The following is a 14,938-nucleotide window of genomic DNA, read 5'->3' on the forward strand; positions in this document are numbered from 1 at the left end:
CGCCGCCTGGCCTGGTTGCATGATTTCAGCCTTGATATTCAACATAAACTTAGCATAAAAAAAGATACTGGAGATTGACATGTCCTACACCCACACGAAACGCAGCTTCATCAAAACCACCGTGCTCGCCGCCGCCCTGGCCGGCATCGGCAACCTGGCCGCCGTCAGCCTGGCCAGCGCGGCCGAAGCGGGCACCCTGCTGATCTGGATCAATGGCGACAAGGGCTACAAGGGCCTGGCCAAGGTCGGCGAGGAATTCACCAAGAAGACGGGCGTCAAGGTCGTCGTCGAGCATCCGGAAGATGCGCCAAACAAGTTCCAGCAAGCGGCGGCCGCCGGCAAGGGTCCGGACATCTGGATCTGGCCGCATGACCGCATCGGCACCTGGATCGACGCCGGCTTGCTGCAGCCATTGACGCCAAGCAAGGAAGCGCGCGCCGCCATCCTGCCGCTGGCGTGGAATGCCTTCACGGTCGGTGGCAAGACTTGGGGCTATCCGATGTCCATCGAAGCCGTCGCCCTTGTCTACAACAAGGATTTGGTGCCGAACCCGCCGAAAACCTTCGAGGAAATCGCCGCGCTGGATAAGAAACTGTCGGGACAAGGCAAGAAGGCCATCCTGTGGGACTACACGAATACCTATTTCACCTGGCCTCTGCTGGGCGCGGGCGGCGGTTTCCCGTTTGAAGTCAAGGCCGACGGCCGCTACGATGCGGCGAAGACGGGCGTAAACAATGCCGGTTCGCAAGCCGGCGTGAATGCGCTGATGACCCTGATCAACAGCGGCGCCATGCCGAAGGGCGCCGGCTACGCGGAAATGGAAGCCGGTTTCAACCAGGGCAAGATCGCCATGATGATCAACGGCCCTTGGTCGTGGGACAACGCGCGCAAGTCGAAGATCAATTTCGGCGTGGCAACGATCCCGACCGTGGCAGGCAAGACGGCCACGCCATTCGTCGGCGTGCTGGGCGCGATGATTTCCAAGGCCAGCCCGAACAAGGACCTGGCGACGGAATTCCTGGAAAACCAGATGCTGCAGCTCAATGGCCTGAAAACCATCAACGCCGACGTCCCGCTGGGCACGCCAGCCAATAAAGTGCTGTTCGCGGAACTGAAAGCCAATCCGAACATCCAGGCGACGATGGAAAGCGCCCAAGCGGGCCGCCCGATGCCGAACAACCCGGAAATGGGCCGCTTCTGGTCGTCGATGCAATCGGCGCTGGAAAACATCACGCAAGGCCGCCAGACGACCAAGGATGGCCTGGATGCGGCGGCGAAGCGGATTACGACGGCGAATTAATCAGTATCGCGCTGCATCACGTGACTTCACGTAGGTCGGATTAGCGCTTGCGCGTAATCCGACATGTGCAGCCAACAATGTTGTCGGATTACGGCCCTTCGGGCCTGATCCGACCTGCACCACAACGCCTTCATCCAGCATCCATCTTCACAGGTATCCATCGTGCGCAAGTTTATCGGCCCTACGGTATTGACCATCAGCATGGCGCTGGGTCTGTATCTGCTTTTCATGTTGTACATTTCCGGCCAGACCATGCTGGCCGCCGTTTTCCTCGGCTTGCTGACGTTGACGACGTTTGTCTTCACGTCGCCGCGCGCCTATGCCTACCGTTATCTGTTTCCCGGCATCACGGCGGTCATCGTCTTCGTGCTGCTGCCGATGGTGTACACGGTGTCGATCGGCTTTACCAATTTCAGTTCGCGCAACCTGCTCACCTATGAGCGCGCCACGCAATACCTGCTGGACGAGACACAGCGCGTGGAAAGCACGGGCTACGCCCTGACCGTGCATCCGGACAATAAAGAATACCGCTTGCGCCTGGAAAGCCCGGACACGGGCGAAGTGCTGCTGACGGAAGCGCTGGCCCTCAAGCGCGCCGTACCGCTGAACGTGGAAGTGGCGCCGCTCGATCCCGTGCAGGCGCCCGTGCTGGCCCCGCCGCTGCCCATCAAGGACATCATCGCCCTGCAAAAAGACTTGAAACTGCTGACCATCGTGCTGCCGAACAAGATCGAGCTGCGCATGGTGGGCTTGCGCGAATTCGGCCCCGTCGCGCACGTCTACAAGCAATTGCCCGACAAGAACCTCAAGAAGATCGCCACCGGTGAACTGGTGACGCCGAACTTCAAGACGGGCTTTTATGAAATGCCGGACGGCACGAAACTGGAACCGGGCTTCAAGGTCAATGTGGGCTTCGCCAACTTCGTCAAGATTTTCTCCGATGAAGCGTTCCGCGGCCCCTTCCTGCGCATTTTCGTCTGGACCATCGTCTTCGCCCTGATCAGCGTGGCCACCACCACGGGCCTGGGCATGGTACTGGCCGTGCTGCTGAACTGGGATGCGCTGCGCTTCCGCGGCCTGTACCGCACCCTGCTGTTCCTGCCGTACGCCGTGCCCGGCTTCATTTCCATCCTCGTCTTCAAGGGCCTGTTCAACAATAACTTTGGTGAAATCAACCTGGTGCTCGATGCCCTGTTCGGCATCAAGCCCGCCTGGTTCTCGGACACCACCCTGGCCAAGGCCATGATTTTGATCGTCAATACCTGGCTGGGCTACCCCTACATGATGGTGGTGTGCATGGGCCTGATCAAGGCGATTCCGGCGGACCTGTACGAAGCGTCGGCCCTGGCAGGCGCCGGACCGCTGACGAATTTCTTCAAGATCACCCTGCCCCTGATCATCAAGCCGCTGGCGCCGCTGATGGTGGCCAGCCTCGGCTTCAATTTCAATAATTTCGTGCTGATCAGCTTACTGACGGGCGGGCGTCCCGATTTCCTCGACACCACCCTGCCTGCCGGCACGACGGACTTGCTGGTGTCCTACACCTACCGCATCGCGTTCGAGGATTCCGGCCAGAACTTTGGCCTGGCCGCCGCCATCTCGACCCTGATCTTCTTCCTCGTGGCCGCGATTTCGCTGGTCAACATGCGCCTGACGCGCATGAACAAAGCATAAAGGACAGACCATGGCTATCGTTGTCGACCGTTCCAACCGCTGGCGCATCCTGGCGGCCCACGTCGCCGTGATCGCGCTGATCGCGCTGGTGATGTTCCCCTTCCTGATGATCTTGTCGATCTCGCTGCGGCCCGGCAATTTCGCCTCGGGCAGTCTGATACCGCCCGAGATCAGCTTCGAGCACTGGCGTCTGGCGCTGGGCATGTCCTACCAGGATGCCAATGGCGCGCTGGTCGAGCCGGACTTCCCCGTGCTGCTGTGGCTATGGAATTCCATCAAGGTGGCCAGCATGAGCGCCACCGTGACCGTGCTGCTGTCGACCACCTGCGCGTATGCGTTTGCGCGCATGCAGTTCCGCTTCAAGTCGCAGACGCTGTCCGCGCTGATGCTGCTGCAGATGTTCCCCGCCGTGCTGGCCCTGGTGGCCATCTACGCCATCTTCGACGTGCTGGGCAGCTACGTGCCGTGGCTGGGCATCGACCACCACGGCAGCCTGGTGCTGGCCTACACGGGCGGCATCGCCCTGCACATCTGGACCATCAAGGGCTACTATCAAACCATCCCCGTGGAAATCGAGGAAGCGGCCAAGGTCGATGGCGCCACGCAGTGGCAGGCCTTTGTCTACGTGCTGCTGCCGATGACGGTGCCCATCCTGATGGTGGTGTTTTTGTTGTCCTTCATTGGCGCCATCATCGAATACCCGATCGCTTCCGTGCTGCTGCATGAACAGAACAACCTGACCCTGGCCGTCGGCTCCAAGCTGTTCCTGTACGAGCAAAAATACCTGTGGGGCGACTTCGCCGCGGCGGCGATTTTGTCCGGCCTGCCCATCACGGCCGTGTTCCTGCTGGCGCAAAAATGGATGATCTCCGGCCTGACGGCTGGCGGCGTGAAGGGCTGACATGCAGACCGTGCTGACCGCCCTCGCCGCTTTGCTCGTCAGCCTGCCGGCGCAGGCGGGCAAGGTTACAGATAAATTCGCGGATAACCCCATCGTCTACTTCGCCGTGACGGACCGTTTCGCCAACGGCAATCCCGGCAACGACCATTCCTATGGCCGCGCCGCCGACCCGCAAGGCGACGATATCGGCAGCTTCCATGGCGGCGATATCGCCGGCATCACGCAGCAGCTCAAGGCCGGCTATTTCCGCGAACTGGGCGTCAACGCCCTGTGGATCACGGCGCCGTACGAGCAGATACACGGCTGGGTGGTGGGCGGCAAGCAGCAGTTCCAGCACTACGCCTACCACGGCTACTGGGCACTCGACTACACCACCATGGATGCCAACATGGGCACGCGCGAGCAATTGCGCGAAATGATAGACACAGCCCACGCGCAAGGCATCCGCGTGCTGTTCGACGTGGTGCTCAATCACCCCGGCTACGCGGACCTGCGCACCCTGGCAGAGTACAAGGTGCCGGTTCTGTGGCCCGGCCATGAGAAAGCTGGCCTGCGCGATTACCACAGCTTCATCGACTACAACAACTTCGAGTTCACCCAGTGGTGGGGTCCGGACTGGGTGCGCGCCGGCTTGCCCGGCTATTCCGATGGCGGCAAGGACGACTACACGATGCAACTGGCCTACCTGCCCGACTTCCGCACGGAGAGCGGCAAGGCCGTGGGCTTGCCGCCCATCCTGCAACGTAAAAGCGACACACGTGCCGTGGCCCTGCCCGAGGCGACAGTGCGCACTTACCTTGTCAGCTGGCTGGCCGACTGGGTGCGAGAATTCGGCGTCGACGGTTTCAGGGCCGACACCGTCAAGCATGTGGAGCCGGCCAGCTGGCTGGCCCTGCGCGCGGCGGCCACCGATGCGCTCAAGGATTGGAAGGCGCGCCATCCGCAGCAGAAAATCGACGACTCGCCGTTCTGGATGACGGGCGAAGCGTGGGGCCATGGCCCCGAACGCAGCAGCTGGCACGACGCGGGTTTCGATTCGATGATCAATTTCGATTTCCAGAATCGCGCGGGCGGCGACTGGAAGAGCATCGACGGCGTCTACCGCCAGTACGCGACTTTGCTGGGCAAGCGCGCTGGCAATGGACCCCGCTACGACATCCTGTCGTATATCTCCTCGCACGACACCAGCCTGTTCCCGCGCGAGCAATTGAAGCACGGCTTGAGCGCCCTGCTGCTGGCACCGGGCGGCGTGCAGCTGTTCTACGGCGATGAAAGCGCGCGCCAGCCTGGCGCGGCGCCCGCCGGCGACGAGCAGCAGGCCACCCGCTCCGACATGAACTGGACCTCGCTGGACGCCGCCACCCTGGCGCATGCGCGCAAGCTGGGCCAGTTCCGCTTGCGCCACCCCGCGCTGGCGCGCGGCGAACATCGCCTGATCGAAGAAACACCATACGCGTTTGCCCGCGTGCTGGACGGTGATGCCGTCATCGCCGTGCCGGAAGCGCAGGGCACGGTTTCCTTGAAAGTCCACGGCGTGTTCGCCGACGGCACCCCGCTGCGCGACGCCTATACAAACCAAACCTACTTAGTCGAAGACGGTGCCGTCGCGGTACAGGCGGCAGGCACCGTTCTGCTGGAGAAAGCTGCACCATGAGTACCTATGACATGTTAGTGGTCGGCGGCGCCGGCATCGACACCATCGTGCGCGTCCCTGGCCTGCCCTTGCCGGTCGCCGATTCCGTGCACGTGCCGCCCATCCGCGACTACGTGGCGCACACGGGCAATGGCGTGGCGCTGGGCTGCCATGCGCTGGGCCTGCGCTGCAAGTTCATCGACTTCATCGGCGACGATGCGCAGGGCGCGGCCATCCTGCAGCGCTATAAAAATGCCCAGCTCGATTTCTCGCACATCGTCGAGCCGTCCGGCACGCGCCGCAGCGTCAACCTGGTCGACCCGCAAGGGCGCCGGCTGTCGCTGTACGATGGCCGCCACCCGCAAGACGTGCGCATGCCGGCCGCGTTTTATCTGCCCTACCTGGGTCCGGCGCGCCACGCGCACTTTTCCGTCATGGGCTGGGTCGCCGATTTGTTCGACGACGCGCTGGTATGCGGCACGACCGTATCGACCGACTTGCACGACTGGGATGGCGTCAACCCGCACCACAAAACCTTCGCGCTGCGCGCCGACCTGGTGTTCCTCAGCACGGCGGCACTCGGCGAACGTCGGGACGACGTCATGCGTACGATTCGTTCGGAAGGCCGCGCGCAGCTCGTCGTGGCCATGGCGGGCGCGCACGGCGCCTACCTGCTGGAACGGAATACTGATGTGGTGCGCCACTTCCCTGCGGCGCCACTGACACAAGCCGTGGTCGATACCAACGGCGCGGGCGATTCATTTGTCGCCGCTTTCCTGCACGCCTGGCTGGATGGACGGGCGCTGGACGAGGCCATGCACCGCGGCGCCATCGCCGGCGCGTTTGCCTGCACCCAGCATGGCACGCATGAACGGTTTATCGGACGCGAAGAACTGCATGACTTATATCAAGCCCGCACTAGCTTATGACTTAATATTCTATCAAGCGTAGCAACGCGCCAATGGTCGCATGGCACAATGGCTGCGGATTTCACCACCGCATACCATAGCAACCGGAGACCTTCATGAGAATCGAAACCCTGGCCGTGCACGCCGGCTACAGCCCCGACCCCACCACCAAGGCGGCGGCAGTCCCCATTTACCAGACGGTGGCCTACGCCTTCGACAACGCCCAGCATGGCGCCGACCTGTTCGACCTGAAGGTGGCAGGAAATATCTACACGCGCATCATGAACCCCACGCAGGACGTGCTGGAAAAGCGCGTCGCGGCGCTCGAAGGCGGCGTGGCGGCGCTGGCCGTCGCGTCGGGCATGGCGGCGATTACCTATGCGATCCAGACCATCGCCGAAGCGGGCGACAATTTCATCTCCGCCAGCCAGCTGTATGGCGGCACCTACAACCTGTTTGCCCACACCCTGCCGCAGATCGGCATCGAAGTGCGCTTCGCCGACGCGCGCCAGCCCGAGACCTTCGCCGCGCTGATCGACAGCCGCACCAAGGCCATCTTCTGCGAATCGATCGGCAACCCGCTGGGCAATGTGACGGACGTGGCCAAGCTGGCCGAGATCGCGCACGCGCACGGCATCCCGCTGATCGTCGATAACACGGTACCGAGCCCCTATCTGTTCCGCCCGATCGAGCATGGCGCCGACATCGTCGTCCACTCGCTGACCAAATACCTGGGCGGCCACGGCACCACCGTGGGCGGCGCCATCGTCGACAGCGGCAAATTCCCGTGGGCCGAACACAAGGAGCGCTTCAAGCGCCTGAACGAACCGGACGTGTCGTATCACGGCGTGGTCTACACGGAAGCCTTCGGCCCCGCCGCCTTCATCGGCCGCGCCAGGGTGGTCCCGCTGCGCAACATGGGCGCGGCCATTTCTCCGCTCTCCGCCTTCCAGCTGATCCAGGGCATCGAGACCCTGGCCCTGCGCATGGACCGCATCTGCGACAACACGCTGGCCCTGGCCAAGCACCTGAAAAACCATCCGAAAGTCGCGTGGGTCAACTACGCGGGCCTGGAAGACCATGCCGATTATGCGCTGGTGAAAAAATACATGGGGGGCCGCGCCTCGGGCATCTTGTCCTTCGGCCTGAAACTGGCCAGTGCGGAAGATCCGCGCGCGGCCGGCGCCCGCGTGCTCGATGCACTGCAGCTGTTCACGCGCCTGGTCAACATCGGCGACGCCAAGTCGCTGGCCACGCACCCGGCCTCCACCACGCACCGCCAGCTCAATCCCGAGGAACTGGCGAAGGCGGGCGTGTCGGAAGACATGCTGCGCCTGTCCGTTGGCATCGAACATATCGACGACTTGCGCGAAGACCTGGAACAGGCGCTCAACGCCGCTTAAACGCGGGCTTTGACGCCATAGCGCGATGCCGGCGTGCCGCGCATCGCGCCCGCGAACAGGGCCAGGCGGGCCGCGTCAAACTGCTCCCACAAGGCCTGCTCTTCCACGGAGGGCAAGGTCACCAGCTCGCCCTGGTCCAGGCCCGCCAGCGCCGCGTCGACGCAGTCTTCCGCGTGCATGATGGTGGCCTGGTCCAGTTGCGCCAGCGGCACGCCGCTCAATTCCCAGATTTCCGTCGCCGTCGACGCGGGCAGCACCAGCTGCACCGTGATGCCCGTGCCGGCCAGTTCCTGCTGCAAGCCGCGCGTGAAATTCATCACATAGCCCTTGGTGGCGCTGTAGACGGTGCTGACGGGCAGGATGTGGAATGACAGCACGGAACCGATGTTGATGATGGTGCCGCTGTCGCGCTGCTTGAACTGCGGCAGCACGGCGTAGCTCAGTTCCGCCACGGCCGTCACGTTGACCTTGTCCATGGTGGCGATATTTTCCGGGGAAGTATCGAGCACCGGCGCCAGGGTCGAGGCACCCGCGTTATTCACCAGCATGGTGATGGCGGGATTGGTGGCCAGTTCCGTGGCCACGCGCTGCAGGTCGCCTGGCGCGGACAGGTCCGCCGCCATGGCGCGCACGGACACGCCGTATTTTTCCGCCAGCGCCTTGGCCAGCACGCCCAGGCGCTCGACCCTGCGCGCCACCAGGATCAAATCAAAACCGCGCGCCGCCAGGCGGTCTGCGTAAATGGCGCCCAGGCCAGACGATGCGCCGGTGATGAGGGCCGTGCCTTGTGTGTTGCTTGTGCTCATGGTGATTCCTTTACTGAGATTTTTATTGTGTCCGCTTAAGCCCGCTGCAAAGACCGGGCCTGGCCCCTGAGGGTCCGACCCCGGATTCTGTTACTGGGTTTAGAAGAATCACGAATTAAACATGACAACCATCATGCTTTGAAACGACGCTAAACATGACGATCATCATGGATAGTGTCGCTAGCATGACGAACATCATGTATGATGTCAACAGAAATTATTTGAGCAAACGGAGAACAGCATGCGATACCCGGCAGCCGAAACGGCAGAAAAACACCAGCGCATCCTGACGGCAGCGGCGCGCCTGTTCCGCGAACAGGGCTTTGACGGCGTCACGGTGGGACAGATCATGCAGGCGACGGGGCTCACGCACGGCCCCTTCTACAACCACTTCGCCTCGAAGGAAGCGCTGATGGCGGAAAGCACCCTGCATGGTTCGGAACACTCGCGCGTGGCCCTCGATGCGGCCAGCGCCAGCCCGGAAGCCATGCGCCAGTATGTGCGCGATTATGTGAGCACGGCCCACCGCGATGCGCCCGGCGATGGCTGCCTGCTGGCCGCGCTGGCCGGCGATGTGCGCAAGCAGCCCGCCGTGCGCCCCGCTTTTACCTTTCACCTGAAAACCATCATCGGCAAGCTGGCGGCGCATTTCCCGTGGCAGAAAAAACGCGACCCGCGCCAGCAAGCCATCGTCATGCTGTCGGCCATGGTGGGCGCCGTGGCGCTGTCGCGCGCCGTCGATGACGACGCGTTTTCGGACGAGATACTGAAAGCGGTGAACACGGCTTTTACGACGTAGGTCGGATTAGCGCGCAAGCGCGTCATCCGACAACATTGTTGACGTATGCGGCAATGACGGATTACGCTGCGCTAATCAGACAACATTGCTGACGTATGCGGTGAGGTCGGATTACGCTGCGCTAATCCGACCTACGCGCGAGCAACTGGGCCACCTGCCCGATCCGATCGTCAACGGAACCGGACACATTGATAAAAGCAATACCCCGCCGTGCCAGTTCATGCTGATACCACGCATGCTGGCGCGCGCGGAAATTCTCGTCGCGGCGCGTGCCGTCCTGGATGAAGGGGAAGTCAGGCGCGCACAGCACCACCAGGTCGTAGCGGTGTTCGGCCAGCTGGGCCAGTTCCTGCTCGGCCTTGCCGAACATCTCGACGCAGTAGAAATACGTGGTCATGGGCGAAGTGTCGCAAAACAGCCAGCGCCGCGCCTGCCCGGCGGCGGCGGCTTCGCGCCGCAGCTGCTCCCGGCCGATCTTCAGCAGATCGTCGTAGGCCAGCACGCCGTCCTGGCGTTCCCACAGCTCGCGCCCATATTCGGCCACCCAGCCCGTCCCGAAATGCGCCGCCAGCGCGCCCGCCAGGGTCGTCTTGCCGCTCGACTCGCCCCCCAGCACGCACACACGCGTGACGAAACTGGCGCGCACAGACGGCGACAGGAAGGCGGCGTGGGCGTGCGGATCCTGTCTTACCCGCGTGCCGGAAACGGGGATCAAGGTCCTGGCCTGGTCCACGCTCACATGCGCGACGGCGCCCAGCGCATAATGCCGCTGCAGCAGCTGCGCAAAGCCGGGGCCATAGTCTTCGCTGCTGAACACGGCGTCGACGGGCAGGCCCAGCACCGTCCAGCACAGCCAGCCCATGAAGTGGCGATGCGCGTCGCCCGGATCGTCGTTGTGCGGCAAGGTCCGCGCCGGCACGCCGCGCGCGGCGCACAGTTCCGCCAGCCTGCCATCATCGAGCACGACGACCTGCGCCTGCGGGAAGCGCGTCCGCAGCCAGCCTTCGCGGCGCGCCGGTTCCAGGCCGGGAAACTCGGGCTTGGTATAGCTGACCACCAGCAGTTCTTCGCAGGCATCCATGGCCCGCTGTATCAAAAGTTCATGGCCCAGGTGCAGCGGGCAGAATTTACCCACCACCAGACCCCGTTTATGGCTGCTCATACTGCCGCTTCCCGCAAATCCGAGGTGTATTGAATGATCTTGTCTTCCGCCAGCAAGACCGCGACCGTGATGGCGCCGAAAAATGGCGCCAGCAAGGCGCGCGCCTGGTCCGCCTGCGGCATCGCATGTGGCGCCAGGCGCAGCGTGACGGCGCCGTCAGCGTGCTGGTGCACGCCGAACACGGCGATGGCCAGCGGTTTCAAGGCGTGCGTGATGTCGATATTATTGATCCAAGCGCCGTTGTCCGTCCGGTAGCGCAAGGGACTGCGCCCTGCCAGTCCCGCCAGCACGGGACCGCGCGGGCCATGGATCAGCGACGCGTAATCGCCCGTGCGGTAGCGCACCAGGGGCAGGCAGAAATTGAAGCCGCCCGTCACCGTGATTTCGCCGCGCTCCCCTTCAGGCACGGCCTTGCCTTCACCATCAAGGATTTCCACGTACAGCCGGTGCTGCAGCAGCACGTGCCCGCCCGCCTGTCCGTCGTAGACGGCAACGGGCCCCACTTCGTTGAGCGAATAGATATCGAGCACGGGGCAGCCGAAACGCTGTTCCAGGCGGGCGCGCATGCCCGGCAACAGCATCATCGACACGGACATCAAGGCGGCCGGCTTGTGCGCCATCGGCAGGGTCAGCAGTTCAGCAAACGAGATGGGGTCGCCCGCGATCAGTTCCGGCGCCATGGCATCGAGGTAGCGCGCGCGGTCGTCCGGATCGCGCCAGTCGTCCACGTGCAGGTTGATCTTCGCCAGCCCCGATTCGCCCATCGTCGGCGTGACGGAGACATAGGTGAAGCAGCGGCGCTGGTGCCCCAGCAGCATCACGCCCACCTGTCCCGCGCCATGGCGCAGGGTCACGCCAAAGCGCCGCAGCGCGCGCTTGTGGAAAGCCAGGTAGCGCCCCGCCACCAGCGGGTGCGAAGCGATCAGCAGCGGATGGCCCGTGGTGCCCGTGGTCTGGAAATTGATCATGCGCGCCAGGTCCGCATCGTCGGGCACGAAGGCGGCGATGTCGTGCGCCAGCTCGGCGCGGCTGATCGGCGCGACATCCTGCAAGCGCGCCGGCGGCGAACCGCAGGCGCGGTAATGCGGCACCGTGGCACAGGTGGCCTTGAGGAAAGCGGCCAGCCATGGGGGCGGCGCGGCGGCGCTCCAGCCGATTGCCGCCTCCATGACTTCCTGCTCATACGCGCGCAAGGCCTCCACTTCCCCGGCCAGCAGCTTGTTGCCGCTGCGGTTGCGGTACTGTGGCGCGCAAGGATGGCTGCGCAGTTTTTCCAGCATGCGCGCGCCCGCCGGCGTCAGGGTGGGACAGTACTCGTAGTCGGACTCCCAGGCGCCAGCGGCCAGATTGCTCTCCACGCTCATTCGCGCGACCACTTGTCGGCTGATTCCTCGGCCGCCTTTTTCGCCAGCGCTTCGCGGATTTCGCGCGCGCGCTGCTCGGCCAGGCGGCTCGCTTCCAGCAGCCGGCGGCGCTCCGTGCCGCTGATGGCGGACAATCGGTCCGTGGCCTGCGCCACGCTTTCGTCGCGGGGCCGAAAGCCCAGGCGCGCCAGCACGATGCGCGCCAGCTCTTCGCGCCGCTCGGGGTCTTGCGTGAACTGGTGGGCGGGCGTGGCAGCGGCCAGCTCGCGCGCCGCCTCGCCCAGCAGCTGCAGCACATCCTGCTGCGCCAGCCGCTGCGCGATGAACCACTCGTCGGCCAGCAGCCAGCACGCGATCATGGCCAGCGCCAGCCGGTTGCGGTCCGCCTTCACCTGCGCGCCGATGAAGCCCTGCAGAGAAGCGGACGGCGCACGGGCGCCATGCAGCAGCAAAATGTCGTTGACGAGCGCCGCCACCGACACGGCCTGCGCGTTGGCGACGCCGGCGATGCGCGGTTCGGCCAGGAATTCGACGGGGGTGTCGGCCAGGCGGTGGGTCAGGATTTCGAGGTGGGGACCGATTTGCATCATGATGTCGTTACCTTAACCCAACGGCAAATGCTGGGGTCAGTTCCTTCGGAATCGCTATACGTTCCATTGGACCGTATTGCCCCGCCGGCTCTGACCCCGGAATTTTGCTGCACATAGTCATCTTATTTAGCTCTTCACATAATGCCTGCGGCTGAACGCCCGCGCAAAATCCAGCAGGTCCTCGTAGCGTTCGACGGCGTGGATATCCCAGCCCTGCTCGCGCCGCGCGCGCTTTAAATCGTCATAGGTTTTCTGCAGCCACGTGTGGCTGGCCGCGCCCTCCCAGCCGCGTTCCAGGTTCAGGGCCATGGTGCCGCCAGCGCCGCCCTGGGCCAGCGCTTTTGCCGAGATATCCCAGCCACTGTTGCCCAGTTCATCGTTGTCGAACATGGTGGTGATGCCATCGTCTGAAATCATCAGGATATGCGCGGGCCGTTCCCGTTTGGCCGCATACGTCTGGCGCAGGCGGTGGATGGGGAAGCAGGTGCCGCCGCCGAAAAATTCCGTCAGCACGCCGAGGATCAGGTCTTCGTCGCGCACGAAGCCCGGTGTTTGCATCACCTGGTTCTTGCCGCTCCACAGGGTCACCTGCACTTTCGCGCCGGCGCGCAGGGCCGATAGCGCGATGACGGCGCCAGCCAGTGTCAAAAACGAGGTATGTGCCTGCGGGTTCGGCATGGAACCGGAACTGTCGACGTACATGTCCAGGTCGACGGGCACGGCGTCGCTGGCGCGCGCCGGTTCACGGCCATACACGCGGCGCACGGTGGTCACGCCGGGCACGGGGCGCGGCGACTGCATCACCGATTGCAGCCAGTCGATGTCTTCCAGCGGGTCGCCGATTTCCCACGGCTCCAACCCTTCCATCTGCGGCTCCTGCGATTCGGGTGCGGGACGGCTGGGGAAGGCCACCAGGTGCGGCAAGGCCCGTTCGCGGTAGTAGCGGATGGCGATTTCATGGTCGCTCAGGTCCACGCCAGACGCCTTTAAAATGTCGCCCAGTTCGAACGGTTCGCGCAGCTGGCCGCCGCCCTGCCTGGCCACCGTCTCGGCAGGCGCTTCGTCGCCATCCAGGCCGGAAATGCGCTGATCGTGCACGGGATGGATGGCGCCGCCCTCCTCGTCATCCTCGATCTGCTGCGCGCCATACGTCTGGCAGCCACGGGCCGCGTCGCGCGTGTCGAGCAGATAGCGGCTCGGGCTCAGAGCGTCCGTGTCTTCCACCAGATAGGGCAGCAGCAGGGTGGCGAAGCGGCCCGCCGCCAGCATCCAGTCGTTCGCGTAGACGCGGATCAGGCGCGCGCCCAGCCAGGCATCCGTGTCCAGGCGCTCATCGGCCTGGCCACCACCGAGTTCGCCCTTCTCCAGCTGCCACAGGTTTTCATAGATGCGCATGTACAGGGTCCAGACGCCGCCGCTGGCCTTGGCTTCCACAGAGCGCCCCTGCTCGAGCTTGCGGTAGATGTCCGCCATGCGCAGATTCGCCTGGCGCTGCAGGCGGTCGTTGATGAACAGGTCCGTGTACAGGTTGGCCACCATGGGCGCGTGCTGCTCCAGGGTCGGCAAGGCGCGGCGCATGCGGGCCAGCAGGCGGAACTGGTCGCTGGCGCTGCCCGGCGCAAGGATGTGGTGGCCGATTTCATGGGCGAGGATTTCCAGCGCGTAGTCGTCCAGGCCCAGCTCCGTCACCAGCGGCAAGTCCACCACCACGCTCTGGTCCAGCAGCCGGATCATGGCGAAGCTACCGGACAAGCCCTGCTTGCTGGCCTCGACGCGGCTGGCGCACAGGCTGGGGTCGCGCAAGCGCGTGAACTTGCTCCACACGGCCAGCGCCTCGGGCCAGGCGGCGCGCCAGGCGTCGATCAGCGCGCTGTCGGCATGCTGCTTCATGCCAGCGGCAGCAGCCGGATGGCATGCGTCCATGGCGAGGTGATGGCCAGCGTATGCGCATTCGCGGCCAGCGCGATGTCGCCTTCCGGCAGGTCGAGTGCGATGCTGCGCGCGCCGACGTGCACGGTGGCGCCATCGAGGCGCACGGACGCGGGCACGCCTTCCGGCGCCTGCGCGAATTCCTCCACCGTGGCGCTGTGCAGCACGGCGCCGTAGGCGTCGGCCACCAGCAGATAATGGCGCTCGGCGCTGCGCACGACAAAACCGTCAGCCGTGGCGCGCACCTGCGGCGGCGTGCCGAAGTGGCCACCCAGGCCAGTGAAGCTGCCAAACTCGCGGCCGTCTGCATTGCCGCGCCAGGGATTGGCCAATAACTGATCACGCACCTGCGGCCATTGCGCACCCGGCTCGCCAAAGGCGGCCAGCGCCAGCGCCGGTGGCAAGGTGTCGGCGGCGGCGATCGCCCCCATCCGAAAATGCGCGACGCCGGCGCGCCATGCCAGCACCT

12 protein-coding genes and 1 pseudogene are annotated in these 14,938 nt (G+C 64.3%); 7 read left to right on the plus strand and 6 right to left on the minus strand.

The genetic code is table 11. The features are described 5' to 3' along the window. Positions 1–79 precede the first annotated feature (79 nt). From malE to JaAD80_RS05420, 6 genes are all read left to right on the plus strand, one after another. Positions 80–1,300 (plus strand): maltose/maltodextrin ABC transporter substrate-binding protein MalE, encoded by a 1,221-nt coding sequence (gene malE, locus JaAD80_RS05395; protein WP_180979311.1) that lies wholly within the window; start codon positions 80–82, stop codon positions 1,298–1,300. 162 nt (positions 1,301–1,462) lie between these two features. Next, positions 1,463–2,974, plus strand: a complete 1,512-nt coding sequence (gene malF, locus JaAD80_RS05400) for a maltose ABC transporter permease MalF (protein WP_102293224.1) — start codon at positions 1,463–1,465, stop codon at positions 2,972–2,974. 10 nt (positions 2,975–2,984) lie between these two features. Then, positions 2,985–3,875 carry a maltose ABC transporter permease MalG gene (malG, locus tag JaAD80_RS05405; RefSeq protein WP_102293225.1) on the plus strand — a complete coding sequence of 297 codons (891 nt, stop codon included), beginning with the start codon at positions 2,985–2,987 and terminating at the stop codon, positions 3,873–3,875. Position 3,876: 1 nt separating this feature from the next. Then, positions 3,877–5,529 carry an alpha-amylase family glycosyl hydrolase gene (locus JaAD80_RS05410; protein WP_102293226.1) on the plus strand — a complete coding sequence of 551 codons (1,653 nt, stop codon included), beginning with the start codon at positions 3,877–3,879 and terminating at the stop codon, positions 5,527–5,529. Further along, complete coding sequence (locus JaAD80_RS05415; RefSeq protein WP_102293227.1) at positions 5,526–6,437, plus strand: carbohydrate kinase family protein; 912 nt, start codon at positions 5,526–5,528, stop codon at positions 6,435–6,437. Before JaAD80_RS05410 ends, JaAD80_RS05415 begins: the two co-directional genes overlap by 4 nt. A gap of 95 nt (positions 6,438–6,532) precedes the next feature. Continuing rightward, entirely contained in the window at positions 6,533–7,819 is a 1,287-nt protein-coding gene (locus JaAD80_RS05420) for an O-acetylhomoserine aminocarboxypropyltransferase/cysteine synthase family protein (RefSeq protein ID WP_102293228.1), read from the plus strand. Here the strand turns inward: JaAD80_RS05420 and JaAD80_RS05425 are convergent. Next, a complete protein-coding gene (locus JaAD80_RS05425; RefSeq protein WP_102293229.1) occupies positions 7,816–8,625 on the minus strand; it encodes an SDR family oxidoreductase in 810 nt (269 codons plus the stop codon). The genes JaAD80_RS05420 and JaAD80_RS05425 overlap by 4 nt on opposite strands. A 241-nt stretch (positions 8,626–8,866) precedes the next feature. Between JaAD80_RS05425 and JaAD80_RS05430 the strand changes: the two genes are divergently transcribed. Continuing rightward, positions 8,867–9,424 (plus strand): TetR/AcrR family transcriptional regulator, encoded by a 558-nt coding sequence (locus tag JaAD80_RS05430; protein ID WP_102293230.1) that lies wholly within the window; start codon positions 8,867–8,869, stop codon positions 9,422–9,424. 121 nt (positions 9,425–9,545) lie between these two features. Here JaAD80_RS05430 and JaAD80_RS05435 read toward each other — a convergent pair whose 3' ends face one another. The 5 genes and pseudogenes from JaAD80_RS05435 to JaAD80_RS05455 all read right to left on the minus strand — a co-directional run. After that, on the minus strand, positions 9,546–10,586 hold the full coding sequence (locus JaAD80_RS05435) for an AAA family ATPase (protein WP_102293231.1): 1,041 nt from the start codon (positions 10,584–10,586) through the stop codon (positions 9,546–9,548). Beyond that, positions 10,583–11,950: an AMP-binding protein gene (locus JaAD80_RS05440; protein ID WP_102293232.1), complete on the minus strand. Its 1,368-nt coding sequence runs from the start codon at positions 11,948–11,950 to the stop codon at positions 10,583–10,585. The genes JaAD80_RS05435 and JaAD80_RS05440 overlap by 4 nt, the downstream gene beginning before the upstream one ends. After that, positions 11,947–12,540, minus strand: a complete 594-nt coding sequence (locus JaAD80_RS05445) for a hypothetical protein (RefSeq protein ID WP_258002818.1) — start codon at positions 12,538–12,540, stop codon at positions 11,947–11,949. Before JaAD80_RS05445 ends, JaAD80_RS05440 begins: the two co-directional genes overlap by 4 nt. Positions 12,541–12,666: 126 nt before the next feature. Beyond that, a complete protein-coding gene (locus JaAD80_RS05450) occupies positions 12,667–14,430 on the minus strand; it encodes a VWA domain-containing protein (RefSeq protein WP_102293234.1) in 1,764 nt (587 codons plus the stop codon). Further along, a pseudogene (locus JaAD80_RS05455) lies at positions 14,427–14,938 on the minus strand (hypothetical protein); the annotation flags it as partial. The gene JaAD80_RS05450 and the pseudogene JaAD80_RS05455, both read right to left, overlap by 4 nt.

Origin of the sequence: Janthinobacterium sp. AD80 (assembly GCF_002878455.1) — a bacterium.
In the GTDB taxonomy this organism is placed as follows: Bacteria; Pseudomonadota; Gammaproteobacteria; order Burkholderiales; family Burkholderiaceae_D; genus Janthinobacterium.